Origin of the sequence: Segatella oris, assembly GCF_900637655.1 — a bacterium.
Lineage (GTDB): Bacteria > Bacteroidota > Bacteroidia > Bacteroidales > Bacteroidaceae > Prevotella > Prevotella oris.
The window spans coordinates 2,421,893-2,437,941 of record NZ_LR134384.1; the positions used below are offsets into that span (position 1 = coordinate 2,421,893).

General features: G+C 41.9%; 13 protein-coding genes. All 13 read right to left on the reverse strand.

Features of this window, described 5'->3' with window-relative positions:
- Window positions 1-3: 3 nt before the first annotated feature.
- Complete coding sequence (locus EL210_RS10080) at window positions 4-1,821, reverse strand: type VI secretion system Vgr family protein (RefSeq protein ID WP_232000333.1); 1,818 nt, start codon at window positions 1,819-1,821, stop codon at window positions 4-6.
- Window positions 1,822-1,920: 99 nt separating this feature from the next.
- Entirely contained in the window at window positions 1,921-2,319 is a 399-nt protein-coding gene (tssD, locus tag EL210_RS10085) for a type VI secretion system tube protein TssD (RefSeq protein WP_004371075.1), read from the reverse strand.
- A 339-nt stretch (window positions 2,320-2,658) separates the two neighbouring features.
- Window positions 2,659-4,923: a type VI secretion system protein TssR domain-containing protein gene (gene tssR, locus EL210_RS10090; protein WP_036890271.1), complete on the reverse strand. Its 2,265-nt coding sequence runs from the start codon at window positions 4,921-4,923 to the stop codon at window positions 2,659-2,661.
- Entirely contained in the window at window positions 4,920-5,861 is a 942-nt protein-coding gene (locus EL210_RS10095; RefSeq protein WP_018921089.1) for a hypothetical protein, read from the reverse strand. Before EL210_RS10095 ends, tssR begins: the two co-directional genes overlap by 4 nt.
- Window positions 5,862-5,870: 9 nt before the next feature.
- Window positions 5,871-6,317: a type VI secretion system TssO gene (gene tssO, locus EL210_RS10100; protein WP_004375721.1), complete on the reverse strand. Its 447-nt coding sequence runs from the start codon at window positions 6,315-6,317 to the stop codon at window positions 5,871-5,873.
- Between the two features lie 37 nt (window positions 6,318-6,354).
- Window positions 6,355-6,825 (reverse strand): hypothetical protein, encoded by a 471-nt coding sequence (locus EL210_RS10105; RefSeq protein ID WP_004375720.1) that lies wholly within the window; start codon window positions 6,823-6,825, stop codon window positions 6,355-6,357.
- 15 nt (window positions 6,826-6,840) lie between these two features.
- Window positions 6,841-7,992: a hypothetical protein gene (locus tag EL210_RS10110; RefSeq protein WP_018921090.1), complete on the reverse strand. Its 1,152-nt coding sequence runs from the start codon at window positions 7,990-7,992 to the stop codon at window positions 6,841-6,843.
- Window positions 7,979-8,869: a TssN family type VI secretion system protein gene (locus EL210_RS10115; protein ID WP_025879766.1), complete on the reverse strand. Its 891-nt coding sequence runs from the start codon at window positions 8,867-8,869 to the stop codon at window positions 7,979-7,981. The genes EL210_RS10110 and EL210_RS10115 overlap by 14 nt, the downstream gene beginning before the upstream one ends.
- A gap of 15 nt (window positions 8,870-8,884) precedes the next feature.
- Complete coding sequence (locus tag EL210_RS10120) at window positions 8,885-9,820, reverse strand: hypothetical protein (RefSeq protein ID WP_018921092.1); 936 nt, start codon at window positions 9,818-9,820, stop codon at window positions 8,885-8,887.
- On the reverse strand, window positions 9,805-12,246 hold the full coding sequence (locus EL210_RS10125; RefSeq protein ID WP_018921093.1) for an AAA family ATPase: 2,442 nt from the start codon (window positions 12,244-12,246) through the stop codon (window positions 9,805-9,807). The genes EL210_RS10120 and EL210_RS10125 overlap by 16 nt, the downstream gene beginning before the upstream one ends.
- Window positions 12,243-14,021, reverse strand: coding sequence for a type VI secretion system baseplate subunit TssF (locus EL210_RS10130; protein ID WP_018921094.1), 1,779 nt, complete (start codon window positions 14,019-14,021; stop codon window positions 12,243-12,245). The genes EL210_RS10125 and EL210_RS10130 overlap by 4 nt, the downstream gene beginning before the upstream one ends.
- A 13-nt stretch (window positions 14,022-14,034) precedes the next feature.
- The gene (locus EL210_RS10135) at window positions 14,035-14,457 is read right to left on the reverse strand and encodes a GPW/gp25 family protein (RefSeq protein WP_004378724.1); all 423 of its coding nucleotides are present in this window, start codon (window positions 14,455-14,457) and stop codon (window positions 14,035-14,037) included.
- A gap of 539 nt (window positions 14,458-14,996) precedes the next feature.
- A complete protein-coding gene (locus tag EL210_RS10140; RefSeq protein WP_004375713.1) occupies window positions 14,997-15,908 on the reverse strand; it encodes a sugar phosphate nucleotidyltransferase in 912 nt (303 codons plus the stop codon).
- Between the last annotated feature and the right edge of the window lie 141 nt (window positions 15,909-16,049).

The window sequence follows — 16,049 nt, forward strand, 5'->3', positions numbered from 1 at the left end:
CATTTATCCTTTACAGATTCGGGCATCATCTTTACCTTGGAGTAAGGCCTTTCCCTCTGCCATAAATACAGAATCTCCTGAAGTTGCCGATTGTACAATCTCTCCTGCTTCTTGAGTCAAGAGTCCACCAATTTTGACATTCGAATCTTTACTGATATACTCTTCTTTCTCGCTTGCTTCTAAAGAAACTTTATTTCCAATCGTTGATATTCTGTCTCCTCCTACACTTTCTATAGTATTTTCCTCGATATTGAGTGCCATGTTTTTTGCATTCACCGTAAATGTTTCACCTGCATTGAAGGTGATGTCCTTTTCTGCATTGACGACAATACTGTCTTCGTAGGAATTGATATGGATGTAATTTCCTTTCCTGTCTTTAATGGTTATGCCCAGCGACGATAGCGAATCGTTCAGTTCTATGGCATGCCCACTACGTGTTCGTATGCTTTTCAAATGGTTCTCTGCAAATCCTCCCGCGCCCGTAGTTCCGTTGAACAGGCTTCCCATGACATAGGGTCTGTTGGGGTCACCGTGTCGGAATCCCACCAGCACCTGGTCACCCACCTCGGGAATGAACACGAAGCCACGGTTGCTTTTCACCTGGTCGCTGCTTCCACCGTCTGGCGCCATGACGCGCAGCCAGTCCGTAGACATCTTCTCCGTCTGCCAGTTCATCTGAACCTGCACACGTCCGTGACCGAAGTTGTCGTCATTCCTGGTGACCCTGGCCATCTGCGGTTCGGCAACAGGCATCTCCACTTCAGGCTCGGGCAGCGTGTCCACAACGGCTGGAATGGCCTTGAACGTATTGCTGTAATAGGAGTCCTCGCCAACGGTATGCGTTATCTCGGTGATGAAGAACTCGCCCAGTGACTCGCTCGTCAGGCTGCCCGCCCGCTCGAGGAAGGAACTCTTCAAGTCCACCACGCTTCCCGTGACGAGGGTTGCCGTCTCACTCTGCCCCAGTACATAGTGCGACTCGGCCGTGGCTGCCTCCTGCTTCTTCCTGACATACCTCGTCATCTCTGAGGTGTAGTGGATGCGGGGCAGGGCATACTGCCTTGCAGGATTCCTGTACATCTCGAGCGAAGCCTGGAAGGCCTCATAGCCCAGCTGGTCCTTGTCGGTGGGCTTGTTCGGGGTTTCTGCAGCAATGGTCTGGTCGTTGAGCGAATGATAGGAGAACACCTTTGCCGGCTTTGCCAGCGCCTTGACTCCGATGTCAAGTGACGAGAGGCTTGTCCCGAACTCGAGCTTCACAGCATCCGGCAGATGTACGGGTCGGCCGAAGACCAGGTCGATTCCGTCATAGTAGAGCCATTCGTTGTATTGCAGGGCAAGACGCTTGATGAACGTGAAGTCCGACTCGTTGTACTGGCAAACGTAGTCGAGCTTCTCGGTGTATTCGGGATTTATCCTTGCACTCACCCCCGCCTTGGAAGTCATCTCCTTGATGATGTCAGCCAGGGTGCATCCTGTCCATGAGTTGAAGTTCAGGTCGGTCTCGAGGCGGTAGGTCTCAGAGTATCCCGACACCAGAATATGTCCGAAATCACTGTTCTTCCTGTGCAGGCTCACGCCCGTAACGACCCCCATGAAGGTGGTTTCCGATTTCTCCCCTGCATACACGGCGAAGGACTTTCCAATCCATTTGGCACTGTCCTTGAGGTTGTGGGCATATCTGTTTCCCCCAGCCTCAAGGTCAAGAAGCAGCTCGAAACGGTGGTGATTGTTGATGGACTGATGTAGCTTTAGCGACTTGAAGGAAAATAACTGCTTTCCGTCTATGCCTACGGAAATCTTGTGGTTGAGTATTGACATGTTTTTTTGTTGCTATTCCTTAAAAGAAAATCAGGCCTTCCTCCTCCGGCTTCTTGTCCGAGGCAGGAAGGCCTGTTACCGACTTACTTGCAGTCGTGGTTATACTTTTGGCCAGCGGTTATCCAGCTCGGCATTGCCCACGGTAATGGTCTCAGCCGAGAAGGTCATGGCGATAGTCATCGGTACCTCGTTGGTTGCATCAAGGGTTTCCTTGTAATGCACGATGTAGGCGTTCTTGAACTCGATTTCCTTCATCTTGGCATCCTCTTCGGTCTTCTTGTAGATGATTTTTCCGTCAACGGCCTTGAACTGGCTGTTGAGCATGGCCTCAATGGCAGTGGTATCCTCTGTAGATTCTACCGTAACAGATACTCTTCCGCCGGAAATGCTTGACGACGGCTTGCCTTTAGAGTCAGTATTGCGGCTGAACTCGTAGTTTGAATACAGGACGTCATATTCCTTGCCGCCCAATTCCAATGTTGCTCTGAATGAACCCATAATTAAAACTTTTTAAATTGTTAATAATAATAACCGGAGGTCTTTCTGGATTCTGTCGTCAAGTCGGCGTGAGAACAAAAAAGAGAAAACCTCAAACAACTTCTTGAAGTCTCCTCTGTCGGCTGAAAGACAGTCTTGCTCTGGAAAGAAGAGGAAGAATTGCAATCTGTTGTCTTCGATAGCAAAAATAGAAAATTGAAATCTAACGGCAAAGGAAAATGCAGAAAAAGACTTCTGTGTTAGAAATATTTAACGATTATGACACAAAAGAAAGCAATGGCATCTTGCCGTATAAAGCTGAATGCCATTGCTATTAAAAACTAAATATCCAATGAGAAATTAAAGCATTTTCTGCTTTGGAATGAAATAATAGGTTGTGCCTGCAATTTTTACCGTTCTCAATTTGTCGGACTTAAAAAGACTCTCCAACCGTACCAGCCGCTCATACATTTGCGGATAACAGGTATTCCAATGGTTTGTCTCGCATTTCTTCCATGTCAAATCTTTTATTCTCACGGTCTTACTTAATTCTTCAATTGCAGGAATACTTGTCTTGTAGTAGAATAAATCTGAAATGGACGACTGATTGGAGAGCACTTTTCTACGGTATGTACCGTTGATGTTGGCACGTTGCCGATGGTAGAGTTTTCGCAGCGTCTTGATTTCTTTCTTTCCTATAGCGGAGGAAAAATAAGGCATAAGGTCTCGCCAGCCATCGAATAATGCCTTGATTTCATTCCCATCCAAAAGATAACCACTGACAGTTCCGGACAGCGTCGAGTCATTAAGCACCGTATCTGCATAAATCGTTTCACTGACACTGCTTCTGTCGAGGTCAGCAACTGATAAGGAAGCAGACTTGCATAAATTAGTTACATACGCAGTCGGTACAGCCCGCTGTACACCTAACTTGTTTCTGCACTCAGTGAGCGAGGTGAGAAGTTCTCTGTCTTTGGTTGCAATCTGTACGAATAGTGTATCCAAAATGTTTGAGAAACCGGGATTGGAGAGTCTTCCATTGATTTTCGGAAAAACCAATCCGCCGGTAGCAATACTGTTTTGTGGCACATCCAACAGATAGACATTTTCTTCGTCAGTGCTCAAATCCTTGAACAAACTGGGCTTATCCCATTTCGGATCGGCAATATACCTTGTAATGAAGCCCATATACCCGGCAATGTTGTCATCAAGCAATTCCTTGGATTGGAGGATAAAGTTTTGATGGGCAGTATTATCCTTGTTGTACATTTGTACAAACAGTAGACAGGCAGAGCGTGCTGCTAATTTAGCTTTGATAGCCGGTGTAAAAGCAGGAACTTCATCCGTGCCCAAGACAATGAAAACATCATTCTCGAATTTCACATACGGTGTTTCATTGAAAATTGTATTGACGGCGGCTTGGAAGCCTGCCGGTGAGGTGGTAGTTCCTGCATGACCGGAGGTCGTTTTCTCTAAAAAAGAAAGCCATTGTCCATAGTTTGATGTACATTTAAGATGTCGATTGCCATTATCGGAAATGGAAGTCATTGAGAATACTGTCCGGAATGTTTGCGGGATTTTCATAGCAATGCTTTGTAGTGTGCTTGCCAATGCCTTAACCTCCACCTTGTCTTTCTCGAAGAACAGTAGGTGGATATTGAGATTCTTGCTGCCATTATACATTCGTCTGATTTCGGATACAGGAAAATCTCCTCCCTTGATGTTGATAATGCGACTACGGTCGGTATCCCAAACCGCCAATGGTAGATTGACCCTGTTTTCCTGACTAATCTTATTTTCGTTGAACAAGAAAAGAACATCGGATTGCAGGGGTTGTCCGTTTATCTGTTCTTCATTCAGTATGTAGGCATCATTCTGTCCGACTTCAGCAATCATATCACTCGGAACCCACCCCAAAACCTTTCGTGCAGGATCATTGAGCATGGGTTTGTCGGAAATGAGAACAGCCTGCTTACTCTCATCATATTTGTACGCATAGACAATTTGTCCCCAACTGATACGCTGTGTAGTTTTCTCACCAAAGAACGGATCCTTGAATACCAACACGCTGTCAGCCTTACAATAGGGATGCAGACTGAAAAGTCTGCCGGCAGAAGCTGCGCCCACACGGTACTTAACCGGCGCATGATTAGAAGGAGAGACAAAAGCATGTCCGAAAGCCAGTAAGCGGTCTTTGGGTATCCATCCGACAAACGGGGCACTTGCCGCATCTTTGAGGTGGTGCTTGCTACCATAGAAAACGCTCAGCAGTCCTTTGGGCTTCCCCACGATAGATTGTGAGGCTGTTATCACCTTACAAAACCCATTCTTTTCATCCGTTACATAGTATGGACTACCGATCTTCTGTTCGCTCAGCACTCTCTGTGCAAAATGATTGGCGTATGCCTTATTGCCATCTCTGTCGGAATAGACTACAAGCAAATCCTTATTTTTCCGGACTGTAGGAAATTTCCGTGCATTGGGGACAAAATTAAAAGCTCGGTGAGCAATACAATTTAGTCGCTCATATTTCGTCACTTGCCCATAACTATTATTTAAAGGCAGAAGGAAAAGAAGGGCTGAGATCAGTCCTTTCATCTGATTACAAAATATAGACTGTTTCATTTTCCGATATATTTTTGGGTTACTTGTATTTTAGTGATGCGATCCTTGTCATCAATTTTGACATCTTCTATAAAAATCCTCTTATTACGATTACTCTCCAAAAAATGCAGGCTCTGGCAATAGTCGGGAAAGACATTGAAACGATTGCCGTTGACTTCCACCATCACCTGATCGGCATCATTGTGGAAATAAGTATTCTTGATATAATTCATGTGAATGTAATAGGCTGATCTATCTGAAACCTTTGCATTGGCAATTGCCTGCAAATGCCGTTTGATATCATTTTGAATAAGTGCGAGTGTATCTACCTGCGCCTGCTCCATGATGTCTTCCACCTTAGGTAAAATAGTGATTTCATGTTCTACAGGCTTGCTCGTTGTATTCGTTTTCAGCCTGATAATGTATTTTCCAGGTTTGTCGTACTTATACACTACCTGACGGTCGAAAGCGTCGACTGTTCCACTTTCCCCAAACTCCCAGTACCAGGTATCCACTCCATGTCCTTCAGCTGAAAAGACAAGGTCCTCACCCTCGTAGCCTTGGGAGACACCATTGATTTTAGGGACAGAATCCACTTCTATCTTTTCCTTCACTGCAATGACCAATATAGATTTCTCTATAATGCGTTTACCATCTATTTGAAGGGTTACAAGATATTTTCCTGCTTTGGGGTATCTGTACTGAATATTGGGATGACCAACGATACTGTCACCGTTGCCCATCTTCCATAATACAACTTTTTCTCCCAAGCTACTGGAATCATTGACGCTGAATTTAATAATCTCATTGACTTCTAATTGATTATTCCCATCAGAATCGTGAATGTAGAAATCAACACTCTTAGAGTCGGTTCTTGATGGAAGAAACAAGAGAACCAACAGGCTGACAATGGCTAAAAAAGAAATGATTGCCAGCAGAATTTTCTGTCTTTCATTCATAACGGTTAATTATATATTTGCTTTTATTTTTTCCAAATCCTGTTCTATGAGTTTGTTGTCACTGATTGTATAACCAAGGTTCTCACGGATATCGAAATATTCCTGTAAGAACTTATATGCCTGCACACCATATAAATATCTCGGACTACTGTCATGCTTTTTATAGACATCCTGCAGCTGTGAAATCCTCGTTTTAATTTCATCTGTATGTTGTTCCTGCTGGATTTCAAAGTTCAACGAGTCAATGTCTGCCTTAATCATGTCAAATTGCAGAGCCATCTTATGCTGATCAGACAGTATTGCTTCGGACTCATTTATATCCTTGACAAGGGTTTCTGTTTGAGTTTCAGGAACATGAATGATGTATTTGCAAAGAATAACACCTATCAATGTCACTGAAAAAGACAGCAAGAGAACAAATTTTATTCCTACCCATACTTTCTCGTCTTTTGTCATATTCCTACACTTTCTGTTTAATGAATATTATTATATACTATCTTAACTTTCTCCGTCCTTTTTGCAACTGCCCGAGATTATACGCGCGCCTGCGTGCCTCCCTGTCGTAACGATCTATAGCATCCTGTGTTGTAGAGATTTGTTCCAGAATGGACTTATAAAGTGCATAATTAATACTATCTGCATCAGTCCCATTTATTTCATCAAGCATTTTGTCACGTTCTTGAGTGATAATCAACTGTAATTGCCTATGCTCATTACCACTTCTCTCCTTGGTGGACAGACTGTTCATATTCCTAAACATATCATCCATACGGAAATTATAATCTGCTTGCTTTCTAAAAATATCATCATACAAAGCCTTCTTCTCTTCAAGTGTACTGATACCTTTACGGGCTGTTATCAACGTACAGATACCAAAGAGAAGAAATAACAACAAGACATATGAGAACTGTATTATAAATGCTATCTTAGCTGCCTTACGCTCTTTTCTATTCTTTTCGTTCATTGTTAAGAGTTTGTATTATTCCCAAACTTTCCATGATTTTTTATCATTTTCGGAAGTGTTCCCATCGCTGTCTTCACTAAGAATAATATTCTCTCTCATCAGTCCGACATACTCTAACTCACTCATCTTCTTGAATACTCTTTCCAACTGTTTCATAAGACTACTGATAGACTTCAATGATGAGAAAATATCTGTATGCTTATACGTGATATTTCCTACTTCCCCTACCGTCTGTAGAAAATCAGCAGGGCTGATATTCGTCCATTCGTTGAAGTATTGAAGTAGATATTCAGATTCTTTTTCTGGCATGATGCGTAGGGTTGTTAACAACTTATTAGCAAGTCTGTTTGCCAAGTGTACCAAATATATGGGCGGCTGCTCTGAGGATAGGTGCTCTAAATCAAAAATACTCATATTATAAAAGTCTTGAACTACATTACAAAGTGCAAATGTATTTTCTACCAACCTGTCTCTACGCGCATCCGTTACATTCTTCCGATAGATGGATAGGGCATAATCGTAAATGACCTTGACATGCCTCTGAAAAATATCAAGAAAAGACAACAAACGTTCATCATGACATATTCTTTGTACTGGTGGAATATATTGTTTGTCTATATCAAACAACCCTCCTTCTACAATACATTTCCCTGCTATGATGCAATTATACTCCATAAAGTTCTGGTTCACCTGTACTTCCGTTAGCAACTGTAGGTTTACTTCAGGCAGTGCATATGGATGGTGTAGGGGAGTAACTTCTGGATCAGGCATGCCTACAGGAAGCAGTTTGTATGGATTGACGGAAAGGACAATATAGAAAACCTGATCTTTTTTTAAGTCTGCATCGACATCCTTAATATTTACAGCCGGGATATAATCGCCATAAAGAGATTGGTCATAGATAATCGACAATCCGCTACGAGTAACGGCATTACAAGATTTCAAGCAGATAGAGAAAGTTTCTAAGGAATCGCCTTTTATCTCCCATTCGATGGGATTTTTTGTGTCCGTTAAATTCTCTCCAAATCCGTAACTATGGGATGTCAGACATTCTTCACGATTTTGTCTAACGGTATCCACCATGTTATAATAAGTCTCAAAAAAATGTCCATTGTTCAGTTTGAGTCCATTGACCCAATTGACGGGCAGGTGTTCAATCTTCTTCATGCTGTATATGATTTATGCTTATTACACGTTTTATATAAATAATTTGGTCTTTCTTAATATAATTCTCTACTGCAGACAAACGCGGATCGAGCATACGGATGAAAAGCGGATATTTGAACCACTTGCTCGTATAGAAAATCCAGCCGCTCTCGGGATTGTCCAAATGTTTATCTATCTTGGCTTGTGGGAAGCGTTTGTTCTGGTCTTCTACTAACCAGTCAAACCAGTCGCCCAAAGGGATTTCATCCGAAAGGCGGACCGTCAGCATCGCATAGCCAGTATCTCCTTTCCTTCTTTTAATCTTCACCTTGACAGTTTTTGATCTGAAATTGTCGAATGTGTCCCAATAGTTGCGGTTAAACCCACTCTCATTGCTTTTCCATAAGGCATAGACGGGTGGTTGAATATTGCGGAACTTATCAAAACTTTGATAAACAAAATAGGGTATCATGAACCACAATACAGTAGTTATAGCCCATGCTGTATATGGTAGTCCTCCACTGACCCAATCGAAGATAAGATAATAAATCCACATGCCGACAACAGAAGATGTCAGGATAAGTAGAATACTGATTGTCCTGCTGGGTTCTGTATTTCCCTCTTTCATTATAGTTCTCAATGCAATCAAGAAAAATACACCAAGCAAAAGATAAGATATAACTGTCAGAGCCAAGCCACCCCATACGAATTCGTTTTTCAACAAACCGAAAAGGGAAGGTAACCCCAAGAAAAGGCCGGCAAGCAATGAAAATATGATAACTTTTTTCATGCTGAGTTTTTGCCTGACTGATTTCAAAGCACTCATGATGAAAAGTAACAACATTGCAAGCAAAGGTGCTAACAGATATTTTAGGAAGAACAGAATTAATGGTTTCATTATACTGATATCTTTTTACAAGTTTGTGTCATAACCTAAGAAGTTTGTCCCTAATACAAACTCTGTATTTGATTTGACGGTATAAATGATGTCAATGTGTCTGGCAGACACAATGAAGAACGATAAAATGAATCTTACGGCATCCATCTTTTCCTTGAGAACTTTTTCGCTTTCTATATTCTTTTTAAAGCAAAGTTTAGCTTCCACATCATCCAGTTCAGAGGCAAAGGAACCGGAAAGTCCAGAGTTTAAGCCCAATCGGCAAGTTCCCAATGTCCCATATGGAGGCTCTTTGATATTGTGAGATTTATATTTCAAGGATACTTGCATACACAATACCGTATAGAGAACATTCTCTAATGCAGACAAGTTCTCCTTCAAATCTTCTGCCTGGCAAAGGAATAAAAAGAGTCGGTATTTCTCGCCTTGTGTCAAAGGTGTTGCCTTTGAATAGAAAAGCGAAGAGACATTCTGCAAGATACGATTGGCGTAAGGACTGTTAAAAAGGTCCAAGCTTCGTTTGAAAATACTGACGCCATCCTTGAAAAATGCTGTGTCAAAAGGTTGAAAGAATTTGATAGTCTTTTCCTCTTTCTTTCGGTTAGCACGCATGGCTGCCACAATTTCATTGTTGGTCATGCCAGGTGAACTCAGCGAAATAGGATGAAAAAGAAACTCTGGAAGTTGATGGTAAATGCCATTACGAGCAAGGTGAAGGACGATTTGTACCTTGGATGTTCCTGGCAAATCTTCTGTTTGAGTATCAAGAACATCCTGTGATAGAACACGACGGTTCATTCCATGGTTATGGACGATGAGTTTATCCAAGAGAGTCTCTCCGGAGATAAACTGAAGTTCTCTGAAAAAGACTTCGGCAAGGAGTTTGCCCGCCTCACTTTTCGAGAATTCATTGACAGCTACTCTTTTGTTGATATTCATATCCGTTCCCATTGCAAATTCCCTTCCTTATAGGCAACAAGCACTCGGTCACCCTGTTTGATCATTTCGGAAACAATCAGTTTCGAAATAGTCTTTTTCAGGTAGGTTCTGATAACGCCGGCTATGGGGCGTGCACCATACTGTGGTGAAAAGCCTTTTTCTGTCAGGTAAGAAATGGTTTCGGGCGCCAAGTCTACCTGAATATTCTTTTGGTCAAGCAACTGTTTTTGGAGACGTGAGAACTGAAGCATAAATATTTCTTGTGCCACAGACTCTGTGATTGGTGAGAAAGGAACTATTTCTGTCAGACGACCAAGAAATTCTGGACGAAAGTATTTCGACATAACTTCTATGAGTTCATTGGACTTGGGTTGATGTCCTTCTTGTATCTGTTGGGCTATCCATTGGCTGCCAATGTTTGAAGTGAATATAATGATTGAATTTGAGAAATCGCCCTCGCGTCCCAGTTTATCGTGTATTTTTCCTTCATCCATCATTTGGAGGAACACATCATATACACTGCTGTGTGCTTTCTCAATCTCATCGAACAACACCACAGAGTATGGTTTCTGTCGGATTTTCGTAACCAGCAATCCACCCTCCTCATAGCCTACATAACCAGGAGGAGCTCCGTAAAGCAGTGCTGCAGAATGCTCTTCTTTAAACTCCGACATATCAAAACGAATCATGGCAGAATCGTCATCAAAGAGAAGTTCGGCAAGCGATTTGGTAAGTTCTGTCTTCCCCGTTCCTGTCGGACCGAGAAAGAAGAAAGAACCGATAGGCTTCTTCGGGTCGCTTAATCCACTACGTGATTCGATAATGGCATCGGCAAGAGTGGTTATCGCTTTGTTTTGTCCTTTGACGCGTTCGCACAGTTTCGTTTCAATTCCCAGCAGGCGATCTTTCTCCTGTGCTTGTATCTTTCCTATGGGTATTCCTGTATCGCCGGCAACGACTGCTTCCACCTCAAGTGGAGAAATAGCTTGTATGCCTTTGGCTGAAACTTCTGCAAGTTCTTTCAATATCAGCCCTATTTTCTCTAATTTCTGTTGAGTAGTATCTTCATCGGTAAGGATGAAATTGTCTACTATCTTGGAGATAAGTACAACACTGATTTTGCTGAAGATAGTGTGATAAAGCAAATGCAAATCACGATCTTTCACTTCTTCTATTGGCTGCTTGCAATACTTTTGGTAGGTCTCAGTCAATTGCGTTATGGTTTCTTGAGCATTCTTGTTGCTCAATCGTACAGAAGCTGCCGTACTGTCAAGCAAGTCTAATGTAGATGCAGGTTGACTTTTCTCCTTATAATATCTATTTGCCAGACTACAAGCACTATCAATGGCTTCCTCTGTGACCGCCAAACTGTAATGCGCCTGCAACTGTGTTTTATGTTCTAAGAGCGCACTTTTAAGGATATTGGGCTCTAATTGTTCTACATTAATAACATTCAACCGATTAACTATCGGATGCTTCTCAATGTGTTTCCTGTATGCGTCTGTTGATAAGAGCATCACCAGAGTTACTGTTCCTTCGCTAATCTGTGCATCAAGAATATTGATAAGCGAAGTGGCATTGGAAGTATTGCCGTTTTCTAAAAGCATCTGTAAATCATCAATAACCAATACAGCCTTCGTCTTAGACGGGTTGAGTTTCTGTAATAAGGCGGTTATCTTTTGTCCCACTTCGGCTTCGGAAGAAGTCTGTGCTAAGATTTTTGGTGTATTCAAATTAACGAGGGCTGTTTGATTTATCAACTCGTCTTTATTAGAAGCCACCTCATGCGCCAATGCTTTCACGATAGCAGTTTTTCCGATACCAGGCGCACCCACGAGCAGAACAGCCTTGTTTTCAGCCCGTTCTAAATTTTCGAGGATGAGTCTCACTTCTTTGCTGCGCCCGATAATCGTCTTTCCTTCTTCCAATATTTCCGGTCTTTTTAAGTCGGAAGCATATTGGATAGACGAGGGCATTTCTTGTTCTTCACCTATGGAAAAGGGAGATGCTCCCGCATTGAAATAATCCAGGATGTCTTCTTCTGAAACTCCGAGTCCTTCTATTTGCTGATGCGAATATACGACACCGTCTCTTACAATGGCAGTAAACACACACAAGGCGTCTACGTAATCTGTTCCCAATTTTATTTTGGAACGTTCGGCTTCGTCCAACACAAGCTTTACTTCTCCATCAGCAATGATGTCCGATGCCTCATTGCCAGACGAGATGTACATTTCCTTATGGGTATCGAACCAATCCATAATGTATGCCACATCTTTCTGCATGGATGTCAATATCTCTCGCAGGCCTGTTTGTTCTGTCATCATTGCCGTAGCAAGATGGGCAACACCATAAGAATGGTGCTTGTCTTGCCGTGCCATAGCCTTTGCTAATTTGATGGCAGCTAAAAGACTTGTACTATAATTCTGTTCGTTCATTCGAATGACACTTTATAAGGTATTTTACTAATGGAGCGTTTTGCCAGTTCTTTTTCAAGGAAACGTGCGGTTGCAACGAAATCATCCGGCTCATTTTCCTTTCTTTGCTTCATTTTTATCTTTATCTCCGTGGTTCGTACAATTCCCTTTCGCACGTCAGGAGAAATAGCAACACCATCGCGTATGTCAATATCTTTAATCGAGCCGCCTAACTTGTGGAAGATGTAACTACGCACATCCTCTTGTGTTACGATGCGGTTTCTGCTTAGCATCCCATAACGCAGGCTGTTAATTAAATCCTGTTCATCTTTATGGTTGGTGCCCTGTTTGGTTGTGGTCTGGAAATGGAGCCCGGCATTTAAAAATTTACCTTGAGAATCTTGAATCAGAAGCGCTCTTGCGTCCAAGCCATTGGCCACATTTCCAACTGTAGTCCAATACCTCACCTCTGCACCTTCTACATCCTTAGGAGGATAAACCAACACAAATGCTTTATGTTTATCTCCTTGCTGAACCATATCATGGACAGTCTTATCCATTTCTTCTATCTTTTGATAGACTTCACTGAGTTGAGAACTAATCCGTTTCGTAGATACCCCTTTGAAGGCATTCTCATCTTCCCTTAGCAATTGCATCAGCCTAACAATAAGACTACGGGCATTGTCAGAATGGAATTTTTCGAGGTTACCGAAATACATGCTGAAAGCTTCAATGGGATTTTCTTCAGAATGATTTCTTATGTCTGTGTAGTATCTTCCTCTGCTGTCTTGTAGATTTTCTATATGCAGGAAATGGGTATCATCGTTGCATGGAAGAGCAACGATAGAACCGTCTTTTAAGAAATCGTGTTTTTGAGTAACCAGTTGTCTGTTAACAACAGGGAAAGTATTCGTCAGAAATCTTATTTTCTCAAAATTCACATTGAACAGTGTGCTGGGGAATTGGAGTCTGAACCAGCAGAGGCTTTCTTGATTTTTATCTGTTTCGTCGGCTCTCCATGCCCTCGGTATGATAGTACAGCACAAACTCTCTCTCTTAGAATGGTTTGCGATATCTATTGTTATATAGTTATCAGCATAGTAATCGTTGATATCATCAAAATAATGATACTTCTCCTTTTCCGGCAAAGAGAACTGTGGTGAGTATGTGTGTATGGAGTTGTTGTCAGTATCATAGACTTGTATATCCTTGATAAAGGGCGACAACCGTTCGTCTTCTGGTAAGATGCACAGCGTCAGCGTGTCTATGCTTGACAAGGTTTCTTCAAAAATCTTTATTCCTACCCAAACAGAATTATCGTCCTCTTCGTCTTTTTCTTTAGGAAAAATTGAGCCTATCTTTCGGCCGTCATCAAAGTAAGTATACAGCTTGTCGCCGAAAGCTAAGCTTTTAACCTGTGCCTGCACCAATGGATAAGCCGCCAGAGGTGTGAAAGTAATGGGAATCAAGCCCTTGCTGAAAATCATTCTGTTTGTTTGAAAACGATCTTCTATAGAAAGCGCGTGTATCTCAGTTGAAGCTGGGTTAACGGTCATCAAAGCATGGGCAGGGAAAGGCAAAGACCATTTATGAGGAACAAGTAGCCGAGCTAACCGATGCAATATTGCAGCATCAGACAATTCCAGGTCTTGGTATAATCGGTTACTGTTATAGGCAAACACGTCCAACAGAAGATCTATGACAGGATCCATCTGAGTCGGATCGGAAATGCCCCACATGTCCATTGCATAGCGAGAAATGCGCTCTTTGATTTCTTGTTGTCGTTTATCTATCATCGCTGAGTATTTATTATTGAGAAAGAGGACTGATGTAGAGGTATGTATTGAAATAGAAAGGATTGTCATTTAAAATCAGTAATCCTCTCACGCCAATCCTCACACGGCGGCGTGCATTAGGATATTTATTCCTAATTTCCTCCTCGACCTCTGTCAACTCTACGTTCACTTCGATATTTTTCAATCGATGTTCGTACTTGACTATGGTCTTTTCCAATGATTTCTTTACATTCTCTTCCCAATCCTGGTTAAAAACAGTTTGGTTGTATTCCAAATTCCAAATCACAGAGCCATAATCATCTTTGCTCTCTGCCTCTCCATATTTCGAAACAATCATCATCATGATGTTTTGAGCAATGGACTCTTCATAAGAACATCGCTCCAATTGTCCTCCCAAAGCGGCAGATAAGTCTAACGGTAATTTAAGATATTCCATGCTTAATTGAAATAATGACACAAATATACATCTTTTTGGTTAAATAACGGCATCTTTTCTCGTTTTTTATTCTCCTATTCCTATATTTTTCTAACTATTAGAAAAATGTTCTTTAATCTAGCAACAACTTAATTCTTAATATATTCATACATAAAAGAAGGTAAGTATTCAACTTTTCTTCTATTTTACAAATTTTAAAGAGTCCTGGGTCTAAAGAACTTCTTTTAAAAGGCACTTTGATAATATACCTACTTTGTTCACTCGAAATGATAAAGTTCGATTTTATAAATGAGAAAACATATTACTACGAAAATAAAGAGGAGGAGGAAACGAAAAAAGGAAGGGAATGATCTAAAACAGCAATATGAAACAAAGAAAACGCGCACTTTTCAGTACAAGAGTGCGCGCTTACTTCGTATAAAAATATTCCTATTCTCTTTAATTCGTGGCTTCCTTTCCTTTGAACTGAAAGTCGCTGTTCTGGAGTCTTACAAAATCAGGAAAGCAAAAAGGAAACTCAGGAAAAGAGACTGTTTGCCTTAAAACAGCTTATTCGGATAAACACCTTCATCAACCAGGCGCTGAATTCTGTCTACTACACCCTGACGATCGGCAGCATAAGTCACGCCAAACCACTTGCTGGTAGTGTCGAGAACCTTCACTGTTGCTGTGCCTTCACCGATGAGTTTGTTGACCATCAGTGGAATAAAGAACTCTGCTTTGAGATTGGTCATGTTCTTTGGGTTGGCAAGAAACTCCTTAAAGTATTCCTCGCTGTATTCAAAGTAATCTGGCGTGAAGCCCCATACATTCATGGAAACAGGTGTATTATCGGATACACTCACCCATTCGCCCTGCTCATCTTTATACTGAACCTTACCGTCACGACGCTCAATTTCTGTGCGTTCAACAACGGTTGTCAGGTTGTCTTCAGCATCCTTTGAGCAGATACCACGAGCCACAGTGCCATTTTCACTCAGTGTGTTTCCTATGCGAAAGCCCACCATAGCATAACGATTTTTGCTGTCTTCCGGCAATTCGCTGAGGAACTTCCCGATAGCCATGAAGCAGTCACGATTATAGAAATCATCACAGTTGATGACGCAGAAAGGCTCCTTGATAACCTCTTTTGCCATCAGCACTGCATGGTTTGTGCCCCATGGTTTCTCACGACCCTCGGGAACTTTGAAGCCCTCCGGAAGGTTATCTATACTCTGGAATACAAGTTCTGCAGGGATATGTCCCTCATATTTTGACAGGATTTTCTCACGGAATTCAGCTTCGAAATCCTTGCGGATAACAAAGACTATCTTGCCGAAACCGGCCTGAATAGCATCATAGATAGAATAATCCATGATGGTTTCTCCGTTAGGGCCTAAGCCATCAAGCTGTTTAAGTCCACCGTAACGACTACCCATTCCGGCAGCCAAAAGTAACAATGTAGGTTTCATTTTGTTATGATTTTAATGAGTTATTTGATGTTTTAAGATAGCAATCTGTCTGCTCATGATGAGCGTGGTCATGCAGACCATACTTTTGCAGACGTTTACAAAAGTACGAATTAATCGTGAAACAAGCCAACAAAATGGTAA

Coding starts and splice junctions, on each gene's coding strand:
- EL210_RS10125 (WP_018921093.1), bottom strand. CDS start 12,246: ATGAACGAACAGAATTATAGTACAAGTCTTTTAGCTGCCATCAAATTA.
- tssO (WP_004375721.1), bottom strand. CDS start 6,317: ATGACAAAAGACGAGAAAGTATGGGTAGGAATAAAATTTGTTCTCTTG.
- EL210_RS10110 (WP_018921090.1), bottom strand. CDS start 7,992: ATGAAGAAGATTGAACACCTGCCCGTCAATTGGGTCAATGGACTCAAA.
- EL210_RS10095 (WP_018921089.1), bottom strand. CDS start 5,861: ATGAATGAAAGACAGAAAATTCTGCTGGCAATCATTTCTTTTTTAGCC.
- EL210_RS10105 (WP_004375720.1), bottom strand. CDS start 6,825: ATGAACGAAAAGAATAGAAAAGAGCGTAAGGCAGCTAAGATAGCATTT.
- tssR (WP_036890271.1), bottom strand. CDS start 4,923: ATGAAACAGTCTATATTTTGTAATCAGATGAAAGGACTGATCTCAGCC.
- EL210_RS10140 (WP_004375713.1), bottom strand. CDS start 15,908: ATGAAACCTACATTGTTACTTTTGGCTGCCGGAATGGGTAGTCGTTAC.
- EL210_RS10080 (WP_232000333.1), bottom strand. CDS start 1,821: ATGTCAATACTCAACCACAAGATTTCCGTAGGCATAGACGGAAAGCAG.
- EL210_RS10120 (WP_018921092.1), bottom strand. CDS start 9,820: ATGGGAACGGATATGAATATCAACAAAAGAGTAGCTGTCAATGAATTC.
- EL210_RS10135 (WP_004378724.1), bottom strand. CDS start 14,457: ATGGAATATCTTAAATTACCGTTAGACTTATCTGCCGCTTTGGGAGGA.
- EL210_RS10130 (WP_018921094.1), bottom strand. CDS start 14,021: ATGATAGATAAACGACAACAAGAAATCAAAGAGCGCATTTCTCGCTAT.
- tssD (WP_004371075.1), bottom strand. CDS start 2,319: ATGGGTTCATTCAGAGCAACATTGGAATTGGGCGGCAAGGAATATGAC.
- EL210_RS10115 (WP_025879766.1), bottom strand. CDS start 8,869: ATGAAACCATTAATTCTGTTCTTCCTAAAATATCTGTTAGCACCTTTG.